Source organism: Limosilactobacillus pulli, assembly GCF_947381555.1.
Classification (GTDB): Bacteria; Bacillota; Bacilli; order Lactobacillales; family Lactobacillaceae; genus Limosilactobacillus; species Limosilactobacillus pulli.
The window spans coordinates 1-24,512 of sequence record NZ_CANCWQ010000011.1; the positions used below are offsets into that span (position 1 = coordinate 1).

Genomic DNA, 24,512 nt, shown 5'->3' on the forward strand with positions numbered 1-24,512 from the left:
TGTGACGACACCATTAAAGACCTTTATGGGTTTTTCTGTCCACTAAAATGTTCAACTTAAATTTTACAATCTGCCATTTTAAAAGAGCTGCAGGAAAAAGGCATCATTAAGCGTGAATAGTATAACGAGATGCCAATTAGAGTCGAGTACTCGCTGACCAAAGAAGGACGCTCGCTTTTGCCGGTGGTGAATGCAATGTCTGATTGGGCTGCCAAGCACAGCCCTAAAGATCTGTATACTGGCAGGCATTTTGATAAAGTGCATGCTGATGATTTTAAATAATAAAAGCTCGGCTTGGTGCCGAGCTTTTATTATTCGGGATTTTCTTGGTTAAATTTCTCCAAAGCTTCAGCTGCCTCAGTCCATTGCAACTCGATTTCCTCACTTTGCGCTTTTAAAGCATCCAGTTCTTTTTGCAGATCAGTCAGCTTGGCAATATCGGTAGCAATCTCTGGTTGAGCCATCTGGGCTTCGATGGTCGCTTGTTTGTCTTCCAACTCGCCCATCTGAGTCTCCAATTGGTTGACCTGACGCTGCAGTTTGCGCCGAGCACGCTGGGTTTCTTTGCTCTGCTGATAGGAGGCTTGACCCGCTGACTGTTTGGTCTTGACTGTAGGCTGAATGGCAGCTGATGTTTTGGCCTGCTGGGTTAGATAGTCATCATAGTTGCCCTCATAATGGGTCATGCCATCAGCCGTCATGTGCAGGATGTCAGTAGCTACTTGATTTAAGAAGTAGCGGTCATGCGAGATGAATAAGACGGTACCGTCAAACTCGTTGATAGCAGTTTCCAAGACCTCACGACTGTCGATGTCCAAGTGATTGGTTGGTTCATCAAGGATCAAGAAGTTGATCGGCATAAATGACAGCTTGGTCAGCTCAAGACGTGCCTTTTCACCACCAGAAAGAGCACTGACCGGTTTGTAGACGTCATCGCCAACAAACAAGAAGCTGCCCAAAAGCGAGCGAATATCTTTTTCAGAAACTTCGGGATGATCGTCCCAGACTTCTTCTAAAACGTTTTTTTCGGGGTGCAGCTGCTGTTGTTCCTGGTCGTAATAGCCAATCTCTAAGTTGGCGCCAAACTTGATCGTGCCACTGAGTTTGGGAATCTTTTTCAAAAGCGTTTTTAACAATGTGGACTTGCCAATTCCGTTTGGTCCGATGATACCGATGCGCTGGCCTTTGCGGACCTTAAACGATAATGGTCCAGCCAGTTTTTGATCCTGATAGCCAATGTTGAGATCAAAAACATCTAAGACCTCGTTGCCAGAGTCATGATCACTGTGAAACTGAAAGTGAATAGAGGCATCATCAGTCACTGGACGCTCCAGGCGATCCATTTTCTCCAGCTGTTTGCGCCGGGCTTGAGCTCGTTTGGTTGTTGATGCGCGCACGATATTGCGATTGACGAAATCCTCCAGTTTGGCGATTTCTTTTTGCTGCTGCTCATAGTGCTTCCATTCCGCTTGCAGTCGTTCACGCTTATGGGTAACAAACTGAGTGTAGTTGCCGGTATAGTGAATCAGAGTCCGGTTGTCTAGATCATAAACATCGGTAACGACGCGATCCAAAAAGTAACGGTCGTGAGAGACGATCAAGAGCGCACCCTGGTAGCTTTTAAGATAATCTTCCAACCAGCTTAAAACACCCATATCCAAGTGATTGGTCGGTTCGTCTAAGATTAAAAGATTAGGCGACTGCAGCAAAATCTTGGCTAGGGCCAGCTTAGTCTTTTGACCGCCAGAAAGCGCATTGACTGAGGTATCATACATTTCTTCACCAAAGCCAAAACCATGCAAAACACCCCGCATCCGGGAGGCATATTCATAGCCGCCTTGCTTTTTAAACTGTTCCGACAGTCGATCATAGCTGGCTAGTACTTCTTGATAGTCAGCATCGTCAGGAGCAAGCGTTCCTAATCGTTCTTCCAGATCATGCAGCTGACGTTCTAGATCGTGTAGGGGAGTAAAAACGCTGTCTAATTCAGCCCAGATTGAGTTTTGACTGTCGAGTCCTTGATTTTGGGCTAAGTAGCCAATCGTGAGATCACGAGCATGGGTGACCGTGCCTTCATCGGGCTCGGTCAGGCCAGCAACGATTTTTAAGAAAGTCGTTTTACCGGCACCGTTACGGCCAACCAGGGCAGTACGGCCGTGATCTTGGATCTGCATATTCATATTGTGAAACAAGACATCGTTGCCAAAACGACGCTCAACGTTATTGGTTTGCAATAAGAGCATAGTTCAACCTCATTTTTATTGTAGATAATCAGTAAGATTGTAGCACAAGATTGAGTGGACTGGCGAGATTGAACCGAGTGACGACAATGTTAAGCATTTAATTTAGTGTGTAAAAAATCGGTTCGAGAGCAAATGATCAGATGCGCATAATCAAAACAGCAATCGGTTTTTCACAAATTCCTCATAGACAAGCATCGATCCCTGTAGCATAATAAAAGGCATGTTAAGTATGAAAAAAGATTCTTTTCTTGGAAAATAGTTCACAAAGTCTGGCTGAGTTGCTAAAATAATAAAGGAATAATTTTCACAAACTAGAATCTGAATTGGAGGAATCTATTAATGGCAACGCGTAAAATTCCCCGTGCCACGGCTAAGCGGTTGCCGGTCTACTATCGGTATCTGAACGTTTTGCTTAATGCCAACAAGCGGCGGGTTTCATCAACTGAACTGTCAGAAGCAGTCAAGGTTGACTCAGCAACGATTCGACGCGACTTTTCCTATTTTGGCGAATTGGGCAAACGAGGCTATGGCTATGATGTGGAAAAGCTTTTGAACTTTTTCAAGGGTATCCTGAATCAAGACAAACTGACCAGTGTGGCGTTGGTCGGGGTCGGCAGCTTGGGCAGTGCCTTGATGAACTATAACTTTCATCAAAGTACCAATCTGCGGATCAGTGCCGCCTTTGATCCTAAACCTGCTCTGGCCAATACCGTTAAGAGTGGGATTCCTGTCTACCCAGTCGGTGAGATGAAAAAGCAGCTGAAGGAACAGCAGATTGACGTTGTTATTTTAACGGTTCCCGGTGAAAAGTCACAAGCAGTTACTGATGAGCTGGTTGAGGCCGGTGTACACGGTATCTTGAACTTTACGCCGGTACGCCTGTCAGTGCCAAAAGACGTTCAGGTGCAAAACATTGACCTGACCAATGAGCTGCAGACACTGATCTACTTTATTGAAAACAACAATGCCAAAGATGGTCAAAAATAGTGTAACGCACGGCGAGCAATCGTCGTGTTTTTTTAATTATTGATCAAAAAGTCAAAATGCCTTGATATCAGTAACTAAAGCGTTTTTAAAAGTCTAATAGTCAAAATTGGTCAAAATAATTGTTGCATTTTGGCAAGATCATGATATAGTAGATCATGTAATTAGCACTTAGGTGATGAGAGTGCTAAATAAATATCTGAATTATTAATGATGATTGATGGAGGGATTAACGTGTTAAAACCATTAGGAGATCGCGTTGTTCTTAAAGCGGAACAAGCTGAAGAAAAGACGGTTGGCGGAATCGTGTTGGCTAACAATGCCAAGGATAAGCCAACGACGGGTACGGTTGTCGCAGTTGGCGAAGGCCGCTACCTGGACAATGGTCAAAAAGTTGCTCCAGTCGTTAAGGAAGGCGACCGCGTCCTGTTTGACAAGTACGCAGGCAATGAAGTTGAATACAAGGGTGAAAAGTACCTGGTCGTTCGTGAAAAAGACCTGGTTGCCATTGTTGACTAAGTAGACTTGTTTTCGCATTCGATCAATATTAATGAGGTGAAAATCTAAAATGGCAAAAGAAATCAAATTTTCTGAAGATGCACGCAAGGCAATGCTGCGTGGGGTAGACAAGCTGGCCAATACCGTTAAGACGACGATTGGTCCTAAGGGCCGCAACGTCGTTTTGGAACAAAGCTACGGTGCTCCTACGATTACCAACGACGGGGTTACGATTGCCAAGAACATTGAACTGGAAGACCACTTTGAAAACATGGGTGCCAAGCTGGTTTCTGAAGTTGCTTCCAAGACCAACGACAACGCTGGTGATGGTACGACGACGGCTACGGTTCTGACGCAATCCATCGTCAACGCCGGTATGAAAAACGTTGCCGCCGGTGCCAACCCGGTCGGCATTCGTCGCGGGATTGACAAGGCTACCAAGGCAGCCGTTGAAGAACTGCACAAGATGAGCCACGAAGTTCAAAGCAAAGATGACATTGCTCAAATCGCTTCGATCTCGGCTGCCAACCCAGAAGTCGGTGAACTGATTGCCGATGCTATGGAAAAGGTTGGTCACGATGGTGTTATCACGATTGAAGACAGCCGCGGCGTTGACACGACGGTTGACGTGGTTGAAGGGATGAGCTTTGACCGCGGCTACATGTCTCAATACATGGTAACTGACACGGACAAGATGGAATCCGACCTGGATAACCCATACATTCTGATTACTGACAAGAAGATCAGCAACATTCAAGATATTTTGCCATTGCTGCAAGCAGTCGTTCAAGAAGGCCGCTCGCTTCTGATCATTGCTGATGACATTACTGGTGAAGCTCTGCCAACGCTGGTTTTGAACAAGATCCGTGGGACGTTCAACGTTTGCGCTGTTAAGGCGCCTGGTTTTGGTGACCGTCGTAAGGCTCAATTGCAAGATATTGCCATTCTGACTGGCGGTACGGTTATTTCTGACGACCTGGGCATGAGTTTAAAGGATGCTACGGTGGCTCAACTTGGATCTGCCAACAAGGTTACCGTAACCAAGGACAACACGACCATCGTTGACGGTAACGGTGCCAAGGACGCTATTGCCGAACGGGTTGAACAAATCAAGCAGGCCATTGCCAACACGACTTCTGAATTTGACAAGGAAAAGCTTCAAGAACGTCTGGCCAAGCTGTCGGGCGGGGTTGCCGTAATCAAGGTTGGTGCCGCTACGGAAACTGAGCTTAAGGAAAAGAAGTACCGTGTTGAAGATGCCTTGAACGCTACGCGGGCTGCCGTTCAAGAAGGTTTCGTACCTGGTGGTGGTACGGCACTGATCAACGTTATTCCAGCCCTGGAAAACGTTGAAACCGAAAGTGACGATGAAGAAACTGGTGTCAACATCGTTAAGAAGGCTCTTGAGGCTCCAGTTCGTCAAATCGCTGAAAACGCCGGGGTTGAAGGCTCAATTATCGTTAACCGTTTGAAGAGCGAAAAGCCTGGTATTGGCTACAACGCTGCCATTGACAAGTTTGAAGATATGGTTGCCGCTGGTATCGTTGACCCAACCAAGGTTACGCGCTCGGCTCTGCAAAACGCTGCTTCAGTATCTGCAATGCTGCTGACTACGGAAGCCGTTGTTGCTGACAAGCCAGAACCAAAGAATGATCAGCCAGCTGCTCCTCAAGGCGGCGCCGGCATGATGTAATCCTTATTGGATGAATAAAAAGCGTCTCGACTTTAAGTTGAGACGCTTTTTTGCGTTTAATGGCCACTTAGTGGTATTCTGTTAGTTATGTCCATTAAAATGATGGGCGCTAACTTATTTAGTGGAGTAATTTTTATGTCATCAAAAATACCTAGTCAGAAAATGTCTTTAACTTCCGTCATTTTACTGGCTCTGAATTCATTAATTGGATCCGGATGGCTGTTTGGGGCTGGCGAAGCGGCTAGAATTGCGGGGCCGGCAGCGGTTATTTCCTGGATTTTAGGGGCGATCATCATCATGGTGATTGCCTTTAACTACGTAGAATTAGGGGCGATGTTTCCAGAAAGCGGGGGCATGAGCCGCTATGCTCAATACAGTCACGGCCCGTTGTTGGGATTCGTAGCTGCTTGGGCTAATTGGGTCTCTTTGATTACACTGATTCCGATTGAAGCTGTAGCCTCGGTTCAATACATGAGCTCATGGCCATGGAGCTGGGCCAACTGGACGCGTAGCTTTGTCAGCCATGACAGCATTACCAATCAAGGGCTGCTGGTGGTCTTTGCGTTTATGATCGTTTTTACGCTGATCAATTTCTGGTCAGTTAAGATCTTAACTCATTTTACGGGCTTGATCTCGATTTTTAAGCTGCTGATGCCGACTTTGACGATTGTCGTTTTGATGCTGAGTGGTTTTCATACCGGCAACTTTGGTCACAGTGTTCAAGGCTTTATGCCCTATGGCAGCCGTTCGATTTTTGAGGCGACAACGGTAGCCGGAATTATTTTTTCATACGATGCCTTTCAAACGGTCGTCAATTTGGGTGGCGAGATGAAGGATCCACAAAAAAACATCTATCGTGGGGTCGTGATCTCACTGACGATTACAGCTGTGCTATATATTCTGTTGCAGATTACTTTTATTGGTGCCGTTAAGCCATCACTTTTGTCTGCGCATGGCTGGCACGGGATTAATTTTGCTTCGCCGTTTGCAGATCTGGCCATTTTGATGGGGATCAACTGGCTGACGATTCTTTTGTATATTGATGCTTTCGTGTCGCCGTTTGGTACCGGGGTGGCTTTTGTTACCAATGCTTCACGAACGCTGGCGGCAATGGCGCGTGGCGATCATTTGCCAGCTTGGCTGGGGAGACTGCAGCGCCGCTATATGGTACCGCGTTTTGCCATGGTGGTGAATCTGATTTTGGCGGCTGTTTTGGTCTGCATTTTTCGTAATTGGAGTGCGCTTGCCAGCGTCATCTCGGCCTCAACGCTGATTGCCTATTTGACGGGACCGGTAGCTGCCGTAGCACTTAGAAAAATTGCGCCTGATTTGAAGCGGCCATTTAAGCCACGTTCTTTAAGCTGGATGGCACCATTGTCGTTTGTGCTGACCAGCCTTGCAATCTATTGGGCAATGTGGCCGACGACGATTGAGGTGATTTTTGTCATTTGCCTCGGTCTGCCAATCTATGCCTATTATGAGATTCGTTACCATCACGTTTCTTGGAAGATGCAGCTGAAAGGATGCGGCTGGCTGTTGGGCTATCTGGTGTTCATATCAATTATGTCTTATCTGGGTAGTGATGGCTTTGGTGGTCAGAACTGGATTGAATATCCTTTTGACTTTGTTGTAATCATTTTATGTTCACTAGTATTTTACTGGTGGGGGATCAATAGCAGCGTTGCTGGCCAGGATCTTGAATTGGGACGGGCCGTCAACGCGCGTATCGATGAATAGAGCAGCTTTGATAAAGTCTTTTAAACCGCTGATCCGCCAATTGCGGGTGGGTGGTATTAACCATTTTAGTGGTGTAGAATAACTGTTGACTTTATATCTTAATAGAGTGAAGGAGAAAAAGAATATGTGGCGGTATTTAAAACGCGTCCTCATTGGTAAGCCATTAAAGACGCTGGATGAAGGCCAGGCCCATTTGACCAAGTTTAAGGCATTGGCCTTGTTATCGTCGGATGCTTTATCATCCGTTGCCTATGGTACTGAACAGATTACGACTGTTTTGGTAACCTTGTCAGCGGCCGCGATCTGGTACTCACTGCCGATTGCAGCGCTGGTTTTGATTCTGCTGGTGGCAATCACGTTTTCCTATCGGCAGATCATCAATGCTTATCCAAGCGGTGGTGGTGCCTATGTCGTTGCTACCGAAAACTGGGGCCGCACCGGTGGCTTGTTGGCTGGTGGCTCACTTTTGGTTGACTATATGCTGACGGTCGCGGTTTCAACGACTTCCGGCACTGAAGCGATCGTTTCTGCGGTCCCGCAGCTTTATAAGTATTCGGTGCCGATTTCAGTCATTATCGTCTTGCTGATTATGATTTTGAACCTGCGGGGATTGAGTGATAGTGCCAATTTCTTAACGGTTCCGGTTTATTTCTTTATCGTTATGATCACGGCCATGATTGTTTGGGGCTTTATCAATATTGCCACGGGCCACTTGACCTATCATGCGACGGCATCGTTTGGAACACCGGTTGCCGGAATGTCGGCAGTGCTGTTTATTCGGGCTTTTTCAGCCGGTTCATCCTCATTGACCGGGGTTGAGGCGATCAGCAATGCCGTGCCAAACTTTAATGAACCTAAAAAGAAGAACGCGGCCAATACGCTGGCGATCATGAGTCTAATTCTGGCTGCCTTCTTTGGCGGAATCACGTTCTTTAGCTACTACTTTGGAATTGTGCCAAACTCACATGCCACCGTGCTTTCACAGATTGGTGCCGTAATCTTTGACGGTCATGGAATCGGCTTTTACCTGCTGCAGCTTTCTACGGCCATGATCTTAGCCGTTGCTGCCAATACTGGCTTTTCGGCCTTTCCAATTCTGGCGTTTAACATGGCCAAGGACAAGTATCTACCACATGCCTTTATGGATCGTGGGGACCGTTTGGGATATTCCAATGGGATCATTGCCCTGGCCGTTGGTGCCATCGTCATGATTTTGATCTTCCATGGTAAGACCAACATGTTAATTCCACTGTATGCGGTTGGTGTTTTTGTGCCATTTACGCTTTCTCAGTCCGGGATGATCATTCACTGGTTTAGACATCGCCAGGGACACTGGCTGGGCAAGTCCACGATCAATCTGGTCGGGGCCTTGATCTCGGCATGCCTGGTTGTCTTCTTGTTCTGGCAGCATTTTGGCAACGTATGGCCATACTTGATCATCATGCCTGCTCTGCTGTTTATGTTCTACAAGATTCACAACCACTATATCAAGGTCGGCATGCAGCTGCGGATTGCCGAAAAGACCAAGGTTCAGCTGCATGACTATGATGGTTCGACCGTGATCGTCTTGATTGGTAACGTGACCCGAGTTACCAAGGGAGCCATCAATTATGCGCGTTCAATCGGTGACTATGTCATTGCCATGCACGTCTCATTTGATGAAAACCCTGGTAAAGAACACAAGACGGCCAATGAGTTTAAAGCAGAGTATCCAGACGTACGATTTGTCGATATTCATTCGTCATATCGCTCAATTGCCAAGCCAACGCTGCGCTTTGTTGATGTCGTTGCCAAGCGAGCGGCAGCCAGAAACTATTCAACAACGGTTCTGGTACCGCAGTTTATTCCCAATAAGCCATGGCAGATGGCACTGCATAACCAGACCAGTGTCAGACTGCGAGCTGCTTTGAACTCACGGGAAAACATCGTCGTTTCCAGCTACAACTATCACTTGCATGAATAGCCAATAGGAGCAATTTTGAACTATGGAAAAATTTTTGAAGCATCGTCAATGGCTCTGGGCTGCATTAGGAGCAGTCGGTATCTTTTTGATTTCGAGCTTTTCAATTCGGCATCAGCACTTTGTTTCTGATCTGGGCGGCTTTTTGGGCTGCGTACTGCTGGTTGGCGCGTATTTGGGCTTTAATTGGACAAAGATTAAGAGTCATGATCGAAAAACCATTGCTTCGGTGCGATTGATCTTAGTTTTAGTTATCGTTTTGATCGGTTTGGAAGTAGTTCAATCATTACTTGGTTAACTTAAACAAAAGACTGACATTGATGAAAATCAATGTCGTTTTTTTGTTTTGACAGGCAATGAGACATGCCTTAGCATATTAATGTTAGCCGGCTAACAAAAAGGAGAAAAACATGAGCTATCTGGAAAAAGAACTGCATCAAACTGCCAACTATCTGGCCTGGAAGTTTGATCATTTTGCAAATGAATATGGATTGACCGGACAGCAGCTGTCAACGATTGATTTTTTGGCTAACCAGCCACAATGGCAAAGTACGCAGCATGCGATTGAATTGGAATTCAACATCAAACGGTCAACGACGGCCAAGATGCTGCAGCGAATGGAAAAAGCAGGGTTGGTTACCAGAAAAACTGCCAGCAATGACCGGCGCAACAAGATCGTTTCATTAACACCGCAGGCCAGGGTGTTTGCCAAGACTGCTCGTCGGTATCTTGACATGCGTCAGCAGCGTTTGGAAAATCGTTTTTCTTCTAAACAGCTGGCAGACTTTGAAGAAGTTTTGGCATATCTGCAAGAAAAGAGTGATGATTAGTGAATCAAACGGATCGAATCGATAAGCGGGTCTACGCAGCGATTCTAGCAACGGGACTGATGTCGTTTAGCGGTGTGATTGTGGAAACGGCAATGAACATAACCTTCCCCACATTGATGAAGGAATTTGATATTACAACAAACATGGTTCAGTGGATGACATCGATCTATCTATTGATCGTGGCAATTATCGTGCCACTGTCAGCCATCTTAAAGAAGTCGTTTGCAACCAAGAAATTATTTTTATGTGCCAATCTGCTGTTTATTACTGGGGCTTTGATTGATGCTTTGGTGGGCAGCTTTGCCCTTTTACTGATAGGACGAGCAATTCAAGGAATTGGAACGGGGATTGCCTTACCATTGATGTTCAATATTATTTTGGAACAGGTACCGCAAAGTAAAATTGGTTTTATGATGGGACTGGCCAATATGATTACCGGGATCGCGCCAGCAATCGGTCCAACCTTTGGCGGAATCGTCGTCAGCAGTCTTGGCTGGCGCTGGGTCTTTTACTTTTTATTACCACTATTGGTAATCTCTTTGCTCTTGGGAATCTGGGGTATTGAGCGGCAAAAAATCGATGGCATCAGCTTTGCTGGTATTGCCATGATGTTTTCCGGCTTGATTTTTGGCTTCAGCAACCTCAGCAGTGGTCAATTCTTAAGCTGGCAAGTTGGTAGCGCACTTTTGTTTGGGCTGATTGGCATGATTGTTTTGATTGTGCGCTCACTAAAGATTGCGGTGCCAATCTTGAATCTAAGACTGTTTAAGAACCAAGCTTTTGCTGGACACGTACTGGGCTTCTTTTTGACGCAGATCATCTCATTGGGCTTTGCCTTTTTGTTGCCAAACTATATTCAGCTGGTTAATGGCAACTCAGCGCTGCTAGCTGGGCTATTGGTCTTACCGGCTGGCTTTATGGGAGCATTTTTTGGTCCGTTTGGTGGTAAGCTGCTGGACTAATATGGTCCGTGCAAACCGATTTTAGCTGGCTTTACCAGCTGTGTGATCTCATTGGTGCTGTTTGCAGCCTTCAGCCGACAGCTAAGCAATATGTTTATTATGCTGATCTATATTTTGTATATGGGCGGCATGGGTGCGTGCATGGGCTGTGTTATGACCAGTGCCTTAAATACTTTGCAAGTTAAGGAGCGAACTCAAGGGAATGCGATTATGAACACGCTGCAGCAGTTTGCTGGTGCGATGGGGACCTCGCTTTCGGCTACCGTAGTGGCACAGAGTCAATACCATCTGCATGTTGGAACGGCTAAAGCTACGGCAATCGGTACGCAGCATGCCTTTATCATGCTGTTGATTTTTAGTCTGATCGTTTGGCTGAGCTACTTTAAGAGCGTGCCAAAGGAAAAATAAATAAACAAAGAAGCTGGGAATTAACTCAACCTCTTAACTATGTATGGATAATAATGCCTCAGCACAGTAGCCAGCCTTGCGGAGGTTCGAAGATAAACTCCGAAAATTGGTCGCAAGCTGATTTTCGGAGTTTTTTCTCACTCTCTTTTAGTTATGCCTTGGAATATGGAATCTCGTGAATGCGCGTCGGGCCTTTTTCAATTGTCAGCTGGTTGTTGAAACGATCAGTCAGCTGCTTTAGCCGTTCACTTAGCTGATCTTCATCAACATATATGCTGACGATGACACTGGCACCGTAATCTTCAGCGGCAATCTTAAGGTTGTTTTGCTTTAAAAAATAAAGTAGTGAGTCATGCTGTGAATAGGAAACATTGACTTTTAAAACGGACTGCTCGACACGTTCGACCAGTCCGGCCTGTTCGATGGCCTGCGATACCGAATTGCTGTAGGCACGAATCAAGCCGCCAGCTCCCAGCTTGATGCCGCCAAAATAGCGGGTGACGACGGCTAAAACGTTATGCAGCTGATTGGCCTTTAAAGCTTCCAGCATTGGTACGCCGGCGGTTCCACTAGGCTCGCCGTTGTCGCTTTCACGCTGAATCTGGTCGTGTTCGCCGAGCAGGTAGGCAAAGCAGTTGTGGGTTGCCTTGCGGTGAAGCTTATTAATCTGGGTAATTGCCGCTTGCGCCTGCTCTTCAGACTCAACGCGAAACAGGCTGCAGATAAAGCGTGATTTTTTAATGATGATTTCATGGGTGACATCTTGAGCAATAGTTAAAAATGGCGCAGTCATAAAAATTCCTCTTTATTATTTTATCGCTTAATTTAATTTGAACATGGTCTAATTGGCATAGAGTATCTCAGGAGGGGATTTGAAATGATAGAAGACTATTTTGGCCGTCGGATCTTGGTACCAATCGTTGATATGCCAAAAACACTGCCAGCAAAAATCAAGGTACTGCCAACGATGAAAGCTGCCAAGAGTACAATCATCTGTCAGCGCTGCGGTGCAAGAATCAGTTTAAGTGCCGCAGCGCTGCCCAATCATGAATTTTATTGCCCCATTTGCCTGAATCTAGGTCGAGTTGATACGCTGAGTAAATTTTACCATGTTGCCGAGCCAAATCAATTTTGTCCGCCATATCCGCAGCTGATTTGGCAAGGTCAGCTTTCATTGCTGCAAGAGCAGGTAGCAAAAGAGGTCCAGGTGAGCATGTGCCATCATGAAAGACGATTGATCTGGGCGGTTACGGGAGCTGGCAAGACAGAAATGATGTTTAAAGGACTGGCTGAGCGGCTGCAGCAAGGTGAGCGAATCGCTTGGGCCTCGCCGCGCGTTGATGTTTGCCTAGAGATTTATCCGCGTTTAAAAAAAGCATTTAAAAACTGCGAGATTGCACTGTTGTACGGCAAAGCTCAAGAACCGTATCACTATCGACAGCTGACCGTCTGCACCACCCATCAGCTACTGAGATTTTATCATGCCTTTGATAATCTGATCATTGATGAGGTCGATGCCTTTCCATTTGCGACTAACCCCCAGCTGTACTTTGCTGCCCAAAATGCCGTTAAGCCTGATGGTGGGATGACTTTTTTAACGGCTACGCCTGGTAAAGCATTGCTGCAGTCCGTAAAGCGAGGTCAACTGCAAGTCAGTTATCTGCCGCTGCGCTATCATGGTCATTTATTGCCAGTACCAAGAGTTGAGTTGACCTTAAACTGGCGTCTTCAGCTGCAAAAAGGTCATTTGCCGCCCAAAGTCAGACAAACACTGCAGCATGAGCTTGCGACTGGCCAGCGTTTTTTGCTTTTTGTACCACACGTTAAGGATCTGCCGGCAGTCAAGCTGGCTTTGCATAATGATTTGGAAACGATGGATTTTGCGACTGTCTATGCCAGTGATCCAAAGCGTCTGGAAAAAGTACAGGCGATGCGTGATCAAAAGTATTTTTTTTGGTTACGACGTCAATTTTGGAACGCGGCGTTACGTTTCCAGAAATTGATGTCATAATTCTGGGTGCCGATGATGAGGTTTTTTCAGCATCCGCGCTGGTTCAAATGGCAGGCCGAGCGGGGCGCTCACAAAAGCGTCCTACTGGCAGCGTCTGGTTTTACGTTGGGGCAATGAGCCGCCGGGTTCGCGAGGCTTTGTATCAGATTGCCTATATGAATCAAAAGGGGGCGCGTCTGCTTGCTAAAATGCCTGCTTTGCGGCGCGATGATTGAAAAACGTCTCAGCCTAAAACAATTGCTGCTGCCAGGTCGAATCCCGCAGCCTAAAATATGTATCAAGTGTCAAAGTCGCCTTGTTTTAAGGAAAAGTACTCATCCATGTCCAGGATGCGGTCGAAAGCTGCTGGCATCGGAAACGATATGCTGGGAATGTCAACAATGGCAGCATCAGTATGGCTGGCTATTGGCCAATCAAAGTCTTTACGCATATAATGACATGATGCGTGAATATATGAAAAGATATAAGTTTCAAGGAGACTATGGACTGCGCTTGGCTTTTCAGGCTGAATTCAACCAATTTTTAAAAGAATTTGACTATGATGTATTGGTCCCCATTCCAATAGCGCCGCATACATGGCAGACGCGTGGCTTTAATCAGACAACGGCTCTTTTGACACTGCCCTATACCACGGCCTTGACGACAATTGCGAATAATAAACAGAAACAATCATCCAAAACACGGCAAGAACGTCTAAAAACGCCACAGATTTTTCGCCTGACGCAGCCACAAAAAATCATTCATCAGCGGGTTTTATTGGTTGATGATGTCTATACGACCGGCCGGACATTATATCATGCAGCGGTTTTATGCCATCAGGCCGGTTGTCTTGAAGTCAAGAGTGCCACCTTGGTCAGTTAAAACTCTGTAAACGATTACAAAATGAATTTGTCTATTAAGGCAAAGTAATCTATAATAGAATTAGGATATGAGAAGAGTGGTCCTTCTGATATCAATCAGAACAAGCTTTTTGCTTGGACTGGAAGGAGATGAATTTCTGTCGGCAGATCTGGCGAGCACTATGCAATAGCAGCCCAATAAGTCTTATAGCTGATTTATTGGAAAAATTGCGGTTGTGGCTATCACCGTAGACTGCTGCTTGAGGCAAGGGCAGTGGTCTTGGGTGCCGTCTTTTCAGATTAATCTGTGACGGTAAGCATAGTGGGTAAATAATCAAATCTCGTCATTTTTGAGCGACAGAGAAGTGCAATGCTAAAATTCAATATTCGTGGTGAAAACGTCGAAGTTACCGAATCGATTCGCGACTACGTCATCAAGCGGATCAGCAAGCTGGAAAAGTTCTTCGAAGATAACGTTGAAGCAAACGCGCACGTTAATCTGAAGGTCTACCCTAACAAGACTTTCAAGGTGGAAGTAACGATTCCACTTCCATACCTGACGCTGCGGGCGGAAGAAACCTCCAGCGACATGTACGGTAGCATTGACTTGGTTACCGATAAACTGGAACGTCAAATCCGTAAGTACAAGACCAAGGTTAACCGTAAGTCCCGTGAAAAGGGCTACAAGAACATGGACTTTGTACCTGATGTTGAAGACGAACCAGTCAGTGATGATTTAAAGATCGTACGGACCAAGCAAATCTCCTTGAAGCCAATGGACCCAGAAGAGGCAGTTTTGCAAATGGACATGCTGGGACATGACTTCTTTGTCTTTGAAGATGCTGAAACCAATGGTACCAGCGTCGTATACCGTCGTAAGGATGGTCGCTACGGTCTGATTGAAATCAACTAGTCCGTAATCAAAGGAAAAGGAATGGCATTTTTAGCCGTTCCTTTTTTATTTGCTTTTGAGTTCTTCATTGGATAAGGCCTGGTTGAACAGTTTCATGTTCATGTCGCTGGTTCCATGTTAAAATGGGAAATATGAAAATAAAATGATAATGGGTTAGATCGCACCTGATGATTTAACTTTTTAGAATCATTGTAATGGAGGAAATGACGCTTAATGGCGAACGTACTGAAAAAGTGGATTGAAAGCGATCGACGAGAATTGCGCCGGATTGATAAGATTGCCAATCGGGTGGAAAGATACGCCAATCAAATGAGCAAGCTGACGGATGAACAGCTGCAAGCCAAGACGCCGGAATTTAGAGAACGCTACCAAAAAGGTGAGTCGCTTGACGATATGCTGCCAGAAGCCTTTGCGGTTGCTCGTGAGGCAGCCAAGCGGGTTTTGGGACTGTATCCCTTCCACGTCCAGATCATGGGGGGCATCGTTCTTCACGAAGGTAACATCGCAGAAATGAAAACTGGTGAAGGTAAGACGCTGACGGCCACAATGCCGGTCTACCTTAATGCGATCTCTGGTGAAGGCGTACACGTTATTACCGTTAATGAATATCTTTCCAAGCGTGACGCAACGGAAATGGGACAGCTGTACAATTGGCTTGGCTGCTCGGTTGGGGTCAACAACTCTGAGATGGATCCTGACGAAAAGCGTAAGGCCTACCAGTGCGACATTATGTATTCAACCAACAGCGAGATTGGTTTTGACTACTTGCGTGACAATATGGCTGTCTACAAAGAAGATCAGGTTCAGCGTGGCTTGAATTTTGCCATTGTCGATGAGGTTGACTCAATCTTGATTGATGAGGCACGGACGCCATTGATTATCTCAGGACCGGGTACGGGAACGTCAAAGCTTTATCAACAGACCGACCGCTTCGTCAAGAAACTGAAAAAAGACGTCGACTACAAGATTGATTTGGAATCCAAGACGGTTTCACTGACTGATGAAGGAATCAAAAAAGCTGATAAGTACTTTAATCTGGATAACCTTTACAACCCAGAGAACACGGCTTTGACGCACCACCTGGATCAAGCATTGCGGGCCAACTACATCATGCTGCGTGATAAGGACTACGTGGTTTCAAAAGATAAAGAAGTCTTGATCGTGGATTCATTTACTGGACGGATCATGCAGGGTCGGCGCTTTTCAGATGGTCTGCATCAGGCAATTGAAGCCAAAGAGCACGTGCCGATTCAAGAAGAAAACAAGACCATGGCCAACATCACCTACCAAAACCTGTTCCGGATGTACAAAAAACTTGCCGGGATGACGGGGACGGCCAAGACCGAACAAGAAGAGTTCCGTGAGATCTACAACATGGAAACCATCTCGATTCCAACCAACCGTCCCGTAGCTCGGATTGACGAGCCAGACCTGCTCTACCCAACTTTGGAAAGCAAGTTTAAGGCCGTCGTCAAGCGGATTAAGGCATTACACGAAAAGGGCCAGCCTGTTTTGGTTGGTACGGTGGCTGTTGAAACGTCAGAATACCTGTCTGAAATGCTGGACAAAGAGCATATTCCGCACGTTGTCTTAAACGCTAAGAACCATGCCAAAGAAGCCGACATCATCAAGAATGCCGGACAAGTTGGTGCCGTTACGATTGCTACCAACATGGCTGGTCGTGGTACTGACATCAAGCTGGGACCCGGCGTGCGTGAGTTGGGCGGCTTGGCGGTAATTGGGACTGAACGTCATGAAAGTCGCCGAATCGACAACCAGCTGCGAGGACGTTCTGGTCGTCAGGGTGATCCTGGGATCTCGCAGTTCTATCTGTCACTGGAGGATGATCTGATGCGTCGTTTTGGTGGCGATCGCATCAAGGCCTTCTTGGAACGGATGAAGGTTGAAGATGAGGATGCCGTCATCAAGAGCCGCTTTTTAACGCGTCAGGTTGAATCAGCTCAAAAGCGGGTTGAAGGGAACAACTACGACTCGCGTAAAAACGTGCTTCAATATGACGATGTAATGCGTGAGCAGCGTGAGATCATCTACAAGGAGCGTCAGCAGGTTATTACTGAAGAGAAGTCCTTAAAGTGGGTTTTGATGCCAATGGTTGAACGTACGATTCAACGTGAGGTTGATCAGCACACGCTGGGTGATCAAAAGGACTGGAAACTCCAAGAGATTGTTGACTTTGCCGTTGAAACGCTGGTCAAGCCAGAGCAGATCAGTATCAAGGATCTTGAAGGAAAGTCTCAAGAAGAGATTACCAAACATTTGATGAGTCTGGCCAATGGCGTCTATAAAGACAAGCAGCGCCAGCTTTATGATCCAGCACAGATGCTTGAGTTTGAAAAGGTTGTTATCCTGCGGGTCGTGGACTCTCACTGGACCGATCATATCGATGTGATGGATCAGTTCCGGCAGTCAGTTGGCCTGCGTGGCTATGGTCAGCTTAATCCATTGGTTGAGTATCAGACGGCCGGCTACCATATGTTTGAACAGATGATTGCCGATATTGAATATGAAACAACGCGTCTTTTCATGAAGTCGGAAATCAGACACAACGTTGAACGATAAAACCAAACAGGTACGGCAGCAAGGCGCCAAGCACGGTACCGCTGCCGTATTTTTGATTATTGAAAGGAAGAGTCACTTTGGAACTGAGTGAAGCCAAAAAGAATTTAGAAGCAATGCAGGCTGAGGTTGCACGCTTCGGGAGGTCTCTTTGACCTGGATGCATTAAATGAGCGTATCGCTGAAAACGAGCATCAAATGACCGCTCCTGATTTTTGGAACGATAATGAGACTGCTCAAAAAGTCATCAATGAAAACAATGACTTAAAGGCCAAACGCGACACCTACGTGCATCTAAAAGAACAGCTTGAGAACCTGCAGACGACGATTGAACTGTTAAGCGTTGAGCCCGATGATGAGCTTAAAGAAGCGTTTGACCATGACTATGAGGCCACGCAAAAAGAACTGCGTGAATATCGACTGACGCAGCTTTTGGATGGCCCATACGATGACAAAAACGCAATTTTAGAAATTCATCCTGGTGCTGGCGGTACCGAAGCTCAAGACTGGGGGGCAATGCTTTTGCGCATGTATGTCCGTTGGGCAGAGCGGCATGGCTTTGTCGTGGAGACGGCCAACTATGAAGCTGGTGAAGAAGCCGGTATCAAGAGTGTCAGTCTATTGATTAAGGGCCGCAACGCCTATGGCATGCTGCGCAGTGAAAAAGGCGTTCATCGTCTGGTTAGAATCTCGCCATTTGACGCAGCCAAGCGCCGTCATACGTCATTTGCCAGTGTTGACGTCATGCCTGAACTTGATGACAGTATTCAAATCGACATCGATCCATCTGATCTGCGCGTTGATACCTTCCGTTCATCAGGTGCCGGTGGTCAGCATATCAATAAGACCGAATCGGCCGTCCGAATCACTCACTTGCCAACTGGGATCGTGGTGGCTTCGCAGGCTGAGCGTTCACAGCTGCAGAACCGTCAGACGGCGATGAGTATGCTGAAATCCAAGCTCTATGAACTGGAAGAAGAAAAACAGGCCAAGCAGCGTGCTGAGATTGAAGGAGTACAGTTGGATATTGGCTGGGGCTCGCAGATTCGTTCATATGTCTTCCAACCATACACGATGGTCAAAGATAATCGCAGCGGCTATGAGACCCATGACGTGCAGGGCGTAATGGATGGCGATTTGGACCCATTTATCAATGCCTATCTGCAATGGCGGCTCAGCAAGAAAAATCCGCGTTAAAGCAGATTGTGATGAAAGCGAAAACAAAGTAAGATAGATAAGGAAAGGAAGGGAAAATCTTGACCAGAGAACAGCGTTATAAACCAAATCGTCGCCTGACTCGATCAGCAAGCGATCGTTATATTGCCGGTGTTTTTGGCGGCTTGGGTCGTTATTTTAAGATCGATCCTAAATGGCTGCGAATCGGCTATGCGGTGCTGACGATTTTGACTTCGATCGTCCCAGGGGTTTTGATCTATCTGCTGATGGCAATCATCATTCCAGCAGACCCACAACCTTTCAATTTTTTTGACTGGCTGAGCCATACCAAAAAAGGCGAACCGGAGCCAAAAGAATCACGACGAGTATTGCATAACGTCGAAGAGCATGATGTTAAATCAGGAAGGAAAGATTAATGGGCTTTTTTAAGAGCATTTTGATTGATGCCGTTTTATTTATCGCCTTAGCGGGCATATTTGCTCAGACCGGAATGTTTTATGTCTCCAGCGTTGGCGTGGCATTGTTGGCTAGTTTGGTTTTAGCAGTCTTGAATGCATTGGTAAAACCCTTTTTGATGCTGATCTCCTTGCCAATCAACGTCTTGACGCTAGGACTTTTCAGCATTGTAATCAATGGCTTGATGTTGATTATGACCTCGAGCGTAGTTGGTAAAAGCGCATTTTACTTTTCATCGCTGTGGTCAGCCATGCTGATTGCCTTGATTATGTCAGTATGCAATACGATTATTGCCAATCACTTTGAAAGCTAATTATCAGGAAGTGAATAAAAATGCCAGAAAGCGTAACTGTTGAAGAGTTGGTCAAAAACGTCCGACTCAAAGTGCTGCAAGGTGAAGACTATCTGCAGCGGCCAATCGTCACCAGTGACATCTGTCGGCCAGCATTGGAATTTGCCGGCTACTTTACTCATTATCCAGCTGAGCGAATTCAGCTCTTGGGAATTACGGAAACCTCTTTTGCCAAGGACATGACTCAAGAGCACCGAACGGAATATATGACCAAGATGTGCATGCCACAGACGCCATGCTTCGTTATCTCAACGGATCTGCCAATTCCAGTAGAACTGTCAAAAGCTGCCGAAGAGGCTCATATTCCAATTTTGGGCACGCATCTGACCTCTTCGCGAATTCTAAGCAACATGACCTCATATTTGGTTGGCTGTCTGGCCAAACGGCAGTCACTGCACGGGGTTTTGGTTGACATCAACGGGATTGGGGTTCTGATTACCGGTGACTCAGGGGTCGGTAAATCAGAAACGGCGCTGGAGCTGGTCCGGCGTGGTCATCGGCTGGTTGCCGATGATCGTGTTGAGGTTTACGCCAGAGACGAGCAGACGCTGGTTGGCTCAGCACCGGCAATTCTTGATCACTTAATGGAAATTCGGGGTATCGGGATTATTGATGTGATGAACCTGTATGGTGCCGGGGCCATTATGGAAAGTGACATCATCAACTTCATCGTCCACCTGGAAACATGGACGCCTGATGCACGGTTTGACCGGCTTGGCGATCGTGGTGACACGCAGACGATTCAAGGCGTTATCATTCCTAAGGTATCGATTCCGGTCAAAACCGGTCGTAACTTGGCTATTATTATTGAATCAGCAGCGATGAACTATCGTGCTGAAACGATGGGATACGATGCCACCAAGACTTTTGATGACAACTTAAACCGGCTGATTCAACAAAATTCGGTTCACGACACGCAGGTAAAGGAACAAAAACAGGGTCAAGAGCATGACTGATACACTCTTGAGTTTGGATCCGATTGCCTTTCGCCTGGGGGCAATCAAGGTTCACTGGTATGGTATCATTATTGCAACTGGTGTCGTTTTGGCACTGTGGCTTTCGATTCGTGAGGGCCAGCGCAAGGGAATCGATGAGGAGTACTTTTACGACTATCTTTTATGGGCGCTGCCAATTGCTGTAATCTGTGCTCGCATTTATTACGTAGCGTTTCAGTGGTCGTATTACTCTCGTTTTCCTGGTGAGATCATTGCAGTGTGGGATGGTGGGATCGCTATTTATGGCGCGATTCTGGGTGGCTTTTTGACCCTGTGGCTTTTTTGCCGGGCGAGAAGAATATCGACTTGGACGATGCTTGACGTCATTGCGCCAACCGTGATTATGGCTCAAGCGATGGGACGCTGGGGAAACTTTTTCAACCAAGAAGCCTTTGGGAAAATCACGACGCTGGTTGCCTTAAAGGCTCAGCACCTACCTGCTTTTATCATTAATCAAATGTATATTGGCGGTCATTATCGCGTGCCGACTTTTCTATACGAATCATTGTGGGATCTGACAGGCTTTTTGCTATTGGTGAGCCTGCGCCATCGCCCACGTTTGTTTAAGCAGGGTGAAATCTTTTTGACCTACGTTATGTGGTATGCATTTGGCAGATTCTTTATTGAAGGAATGCGCACGGACAGCCTGATGATCGGCCCCTTGCGTATCTCGCAAGTCTTATCTGCCGTCTTCTTTATTGGTGCATTAATAATTTGGATCACGCGGCGTCATTCAAAACAATTACCATGGTATGCCGCATCGTTGAAAGGAGAAAAATATGAGTAACAAAATTGCTGTTTTAGGTGCCGGATCATGGGGCAGTGTCTTAGCTAATCTTTTGGTTGGCAACAATCAAGAAGTAATGCTTTGGTCACGTGACTCCGAACAGGTGGTTACGATGAATCGCTGGCACATCAATCCTCAATACATGAAGGACTTTAAGTACTCCCCAGGTCTAAAGGCGACTGATGACATGGAAGAAGCTGTGCGGGGTGCCGAATATATTTTGATGGTCATTCCAACCAAGGGCTTGCGCGAAGTTGCCGGTAACCTGAATCAGATTCTGGTTAAGCTAAACCAAAAGCCACTTTTGATTCACGCCACTAAGGGTCTGGAACAGGAAACCTACAAGCGTCCTTCTCAAATGCTGGCCGAAGAAATTGATGAAAACCATCGTCAAGACATTGTCGTGCTTTCCGGCCCAAGCCATGCCGAAGACGTTGCTATCCAAGATATGACGGCAGTTACCGCAGCTTGTGCCAATCTGACGGCTGCTGAGCGCGTTCAAAAACTGTTCTCCAACAACTTTTTCCGAGTCTACACCAATGATGACGTCATCGGTGCTGAATTTGGCGGGGCTTTAAAGAATATTATCGCAATCGGTGCCGGTGCACTGCAGGGACTGGGCTACAAGGACAATGCACGGGCAGCTCTGATTACGCGGGGACTGGCTGAGATTCGGCGCTTAGGCGTGGCCTTTGGTGCTAATCCATTCACGTTTATTGGCCTTTCCGGTGTTGGTGATCTGGTCGTAACGGCTACCAGTAAAAACTCACGTAACTGGCGAGCCGGTTATCAGCTGGGGCAAGGACGCCAGTTAGAGGATGTCATCAGCAACATGGGTATGGTTATTGAAGGAATCTACACGGCCAAGGCAGCCTATGAACTGGCCCAAAAACGCAATGTCAAAATGCCGATTACCGAGGCACTCTACCGAGTTCTTTATGAAGGAGAAGACATTGAAACGGCGATTACCAATCTGATGAGTCGAAAGGCCACATCTGAAATGGAATAATCTGCCATAAGTATGGTAAAATGTAAGCGTGTAACTATTCTGCTATGAAGCTGAAAGGATTTTTTGATAATGAAACAAGTTCGTAAAGCAATTATTCCTGCAGCTGGTCTGGGGACGCGGTTCTTACCGGCTACCAAGGCCTTAGCTAAGGAAATGCTGCCAATCGTTGACAAACCAACGATTCAATTTATCGTTGAAGAAGCCCGTAAGTCAGGCATTCAAGATATCGTCGTTGTTGATGGCAAAAACAAGCGCTCGATTGAAGATCACTTTGACTCCAATCCAGAGCTGGAAGACAATCTGCGTGACAAGCACAAGGACGAGATGCTCAAGCTGGTTCAAGAAACCACTGACATCAATATCTACTTTATTCGTCAGTCACACCCCCGCGGTTTAGGGGATGCCGTTTTGACGGCGCGTGACTTTATTGGTGACGAGCCATTCGTTGTAATGCTTGGTGACGACTTAAACAACATCAACAACAACGGAACGCCATTGACTAAAGAGCTGATCGACAGCTATCAAGAAACGGGTGCCTCTACTTTGGCCGTTATGCGCGTGCCACATGAGGATACCTCAAAATACGGTGTGATCAATCCAAGTCAGGAAGTCAAGCCAGGGCTGTTCAACGTCACGAGCTTCGTTGAAAAACCAGATCCAAAAGATGCACCGAGCGATCTGGCAATCATTGGCCGTTACGTCTTTACGCCAGAGATCTTTGACGTTTTGGCTAAGACCAAGCCAGGCAAAGGCAACGAAATCCAATTAACGGATGCCATCAACACGCTGAATAAAACGCAACGGGTCTTTGCTCACGAATACAAAGGCGACCGCTACGACGTCGGCAACAAGTTTGGCTGGATCGAAACCAACATTGAATATGGTCTGAACCACCCAGAAGTCAAAGACGAGCTGCGCGAATACATTAAAGAACTCGGTGCCAAAATGACTGCTGAGGACAAAGCCAAGAAATAACATAAAAATGGGACGCCGTTATCAGCGCCCCATTTTTATTAACTAACAAAAAGTAAGCAAAGTTATGGACAAATAAAATCAAACCAAGTAAGATGGCATTAATCATAAATTATACGGAGGAACAACATGGCAGAAGAAAAACAAACCAGTTATGACGTAATCGTGGTTGGTGCTGGGCCTGCCGGCATGACTGCGGCCTTGTATGCCTCACGGGCCAATTTGTCCGTGTTGATGCTGGATCGCGGTATCTATGGCGGTAATCTGAACAACACGGCGGCAATCGAAAACTATCCTGGCTTCAAATCAATCCAAGGACCTGAACTGGCCCAGGATATGTACCAAGGAGCAACCCAGTTCGGTGCTCAGTATGCCTACGGAACGGTGGAAAAAGTTGAGCTTGATGGTGATCTAAAGCGTCTGACGACTGATATGGGCGATGTTTTTGAAACCAAGGCCCTGGTAATTGCAACGGGCACCCAGCAGCGTCATATGGGCGTCCCAGGTGAAGAAGAATATGGTGGTCGCGGCGTATCCTACTGCGCGGTATGCGATGGTGCCTTCTTTAAAAACAAGCATGTTATCGTTGTTGGTGGTGGCGACTCTGCCGTTGAGGAAGGAATGTATCTGACTCAGCTGGCTGATAAGGTAACGGTTGTCGTTCGTCGTGATCAGCTGCGGGCTCAGCCATTGATTCAAGAACAGGCCAAGCAAAATAACAAGATGGAGTTTGTCTTCAACACCAACGTTACCGAAGTGCTTGGCGATGAAAACAAAGTTACCGGCGTTAAGGTACACAATTCGCAAACCGGTGCGGATGAACAGCTGCAAGCAGACGGTGTCTTTATCTACGTTGGCAGCCTGCCAATGACGGCGCCATTTAAGAATCTGGGTATCCTAAATGAGCAGGGATATGTTAAGACCAATGATCTGATGGCTGCCGATGTACCAGGCATCTTTGCCATTGGTGATGTGCGTGAGACGCCACTGCGCCAAGTAGCAACAGCAGTTGGTGATGGTGCAATTGCCGGTCAACAGGTTTACCAATACCTGAGAAGTCTTTAAGCCAAAAAAGGATGGGTGATAACCCATCCTTTTTTATTGCCTTGG

Annotated in this window: 22 protein-coding genes and 2 pseudogenes; 21 read left to right on the forward strand and 3 right to left on the reverse strand. The window is 46.5% G+C overall.

All coding sequences use genetic code 11. The annotated features are described in order from the left end of the window. Positions 1 to 129: 129 nt before the first annotated feature. Complete coding sequence (locus tag QOS03_RS04795) at positions 130 to 282, forward strand: winged helix-turn-helix transcriptional regulator (RefSeq protein WP_283575526.1); 153 nt, start codon at positions 130 to 132, stop codon at positions 280 to 282. Positions 283 to 311: 29 nt separating this feature from the next. Here the strand turns inward: QOS03_RS04795 and QOS03_RS04800 are convergent, their stop codons facing one another. Continuing rightward, positions 312 to 2,243, reverse strand: a complete 1,932-nt coding sequence (locus QOS03_RS04800; RefSeq protein WP_283575527.1) for an ABC-F family ATP-binding cassette domain-containing protein — start codon at positions 2,241 to 2,243, stop codon at positions 312 to 314. Positions 2,244 to 2,582: 339 nt separating this feature from the next. Between QOS03_RS04800 and QOS03_RS04805 the strand changes: the two genes are divergently transcribed. From QOS03_RS04805 to QOS03_RS04840, 8 genes and pseudogenes are all read left to right on the forward strand, one after another. Continuing rightward, entirely contained in the window at positions 2,583 to 3,230 is a 648-nt protein-coding gene (locus tag QOS03_RS04805) for a redox-sensing transcriptional repressor Rex (RefSeq protein WP_169461294.1), read from the forward strand. Positions 3,231 to 3,461: 231 nt separating this feature from the next. Then, complete coding sequence (gene groES / locus QOS03_RS04810) at positions 3,462 to 3,746, forward strand: co-chaperone GroES (RefSeq protein ID WP_283575528.1); 285 nt, start codon at positions 3,462 to 3,464, stop codon at positions 3,744 to 3,746. A gap of 49 nt (positions 3,747 to 3,795) precedes the next feature. After that, complete coding sequence (gene groL, locus QOS03_RS04815; protein ID WP_283575529.1) at positions 3,796 to 5,418, forward strand: chaperonin GroEL; 1,623 nt, start codon at positions 3,796 to 3,798, stop codon at positions 5,416 to 5,418. Between the two features lie 135 nt (positions 5,419 to 5,553). Then, complete coding sequence (locus QOS03_RS04820; RefSeq protein ID WP_283575530.1) at positions 5,554 to 7,155, forward strand: APC family permease; 1,602 nt, start codon at positions 5,554 to 5,556, stop codon at positions 7,153 to 7,155. 124 nt (positions 7,156 to 7,279) lie between these two features. Further along, the gene (locus tag QOS03_RS04825) at positions 7,280 to 9,118 is read left to right on the forward strand and encodes an APC family permease (RefSeq protein WP_283575531.1); all 1,839 of its coding nucleotides are present in this window, start codon (positions 7,280 to 7,282) and stop codon (positions 9,116 to 9,118) included. 22 nt (positions 9,119 to 9,140) lie between these two features. Further along, complete coding sequence (locus QOS03_RS04830) at positions 9,141 to 9,413, forward strand: hypothetical protein (protein WP_169461289.1); 273 nt, start codon at positions 9,141 to 9,143, stop codon at positions 9,411 to 9,413. Between the two features lie 112 nt (positions 9,414 to 9,525). Next, positions 9,526 to 9,945, forward strand: coding sequence for a MarR family winged helix-turn-helix transcriptional regulator (locus tag QOS03_RS04835; RefSeq protein ID WP_283575532.1), 420 nt, complete (start codon positions 9,526 to 9,528; stop codon positions 9,943 to 9,945). 59 nt (positions 9,946 to 10,004) lie between these two features. Then, positions 10,005 to 11,315 (forward strand): annotated as a pseudogene (locus QOS03_RS04840) (MFS transporter). Between the two features lie 151 nt (positions 11,316 to 11,466). Here the strand turns inward: QOS03_RS04840 and QOS03_RS04845 are convergent. Continuing rightward, entirely contained in the window at positions 11,467 to 12,108 is a 642-nt protein-coding gene (locus tag QOS03_RS04845; RefSeq protein WP_283575533.1) for a YigZ family protein, read from the reverse strand. A gap of 84 nt (positions 12,109 to 12,192) precedes the next feature. Here QOS03_RS04845 and QOS03_RS04850 point away from each other — a divergent pair. Next, a pseudogene (locus QOS03_RS04850) lies at positions 12,193 to 13,541 on the forward strand (DEAD/DEAH box helicase). Between the two features lie 62 nt (positions 13,542 to 13,603). Here the strand turns inward: QOS03_RS04850 and QOS03_RS04855 are convergent. Further along, positions 13,604 to 13,756, reverse strand: coding sequence for a hypothetical protein (locus QOS03_RS04855; RefSeq protein ID WP_272208542.1), 153 nt, complete (start codon positions 13,754 to 13,756; stop codon positions 13,604 to 13,606). A 23-nt stretch (positions 13,757 to 13,779) separates the two neighbouring features. Between QOS03_RS04855 and QOS03_RS04860 the strand changes: the two genes are divergently transcribed. From QOS03_RS04860 to trxB, 11 genes are all read left to right on the forward strand, one after another. Continuing rightward, positions 13,780 to 14,187, forward strand: coding sequence for a ComF family protein (locus QOS03_RS04860; protein WP_169461284.1), 408 nt, complete (start codon positions 13,780 to 13,782; stop codon positions 14,185 to 14,187). Between the two features lie 348 nt (positions 14,188 to 14,535). Continuing rightward, a complete protein-coding gene (hpf, locus tag QOS03_RS04865; RefSeq protein ID WP_006500424.1) occupies positions 14,536 to 15,078 on the forward strand; it encodes a ribosome hibernation-promoting factor, HPF/YfiA family in 543 nt (180 codons plus the stop codon). A gap of 213 nt (positions 15,079 to 15,291) precedes the next feature. Continuing rightward, entirely contained in the window at positions 15,292 to 17,658 is a 2,367-nt protein-coding gene (gene secA, locus QOS03_RS04870; RefSeq protein ID WP_283575534.1) for a preprotein translocase subunit SecA, read from the forward strand. Positions 17,659 to 17,735: 77 nt separating this feature from the next. Continuing rightward, positions 17,736 to 18,852 (forward strand): peptide chain release factor 2 gene (gene prfB, locus QOS03_RS04875; protein ID WP_283575535.1). Its coding sequence is split into 2 segments (ribosomal slippage): positions 17,736 to 17,795 and positions 17,797 to 18,852, totalling 1,116 coding nucleotides; the frame shifts between segments, so codons are not numbered across the junction. A gap of 59 nt (positions 18,853 to 18,911) precedes the next feature. Then, positions 18,912 to 19,247, forward strand: a complete 336-nt coding sequence (locus QOS03_RS04880) for a PspC domain-containing protein (RefSeq protein ID WP_169461281.1) — start codon at positions 18,912 to 18,914, stop codon at positions 19,245 to 19,247. Beyond that, positions 19,247 to 19,600, forward strand: a complete 354-nt coding sequence (locus QOS03_RS04885; RefSeq protein ID WP_283575536.1) for a phage holin family protein — start codon at positions 19,247 to 19,249, stop codon at positions 19,598 to 19,600. Before QOS03_RS04880 ends, QOS03_RS04885 begins: the two co-directional genes overlap by 1 nt. A 20-nt stretch (positions 19,601 to 19,620) precedes the next feature. Beyond that, positions 19,621 to 20,595 (forward strand): HPr(Ser) kinase/phosphatase, encoded by a 975-nt coding sequence (gene hprK / locus QOS03_RS04890; protein ID WP_283575537.1) that lies wholly within the window; start codon positions 19,621 to 19,623, stop codon positions 20,593 to 20,595. Next, complete coding sequence (lgt, locus tag QOS03_RS04895; RefSeq protein WP_283575538.1) at positions 20,588 to 21,421, forward strand: prolipoprotein diacylglyceryl transferase; 834 nt, start codon at positions 20,588 to 20,590, stop codon at positions 21,419 to 21,421. Before hprK ends, lgt begins: the two co-directional genes overlap by 8 nt. After that, on the forward strand, positions 21,414 to 22,430 hold the full coding sequence (locus QOS03_RS04900; RefSeq protein WP_283575539.1) for an NAD(P)H-dependent glycerol-3-phosphate dehydrogenase: 1,017 nt from the start codon (positions 21,414 to 21,416) through the stop codon (positions 22,428 to 22,430). The genes lgt and QOS03_RS04900 overlap by 8 nt, the downstream gene beginning before the upstream one ends. A 69-nt stretch (positions 22,431 to 22,499) precedes the next feature. After that, positions 22,500 to 23,405, forward strand: coding sequence for a UTP--glucose-1-phosphate uridylyltransferase GalU (galU, locus tag QOS03_RS04905; protein ID WP_272218335.1), 906 nt, complete (start codon positions 22,500 to 22,502; stop codon positions 23,403 to 23,405). Between the two features lie 126 nt (positions 23,406 to 23,531). Further along, on the forward strand, positions 23,532 to 24,467 hold the full coding sequence (gene trxB / locus QOS03_RS04910; RefSeq protein WP_283575540.1) for a thioredoxin-disulfide reductase: 936 nt from the start codon (positions 23,532 to 23,534) through the stop codon (positions 24,465 to 24,467). Positions 24,468 to 24,512: the final 45 nt, after the last annotated feature.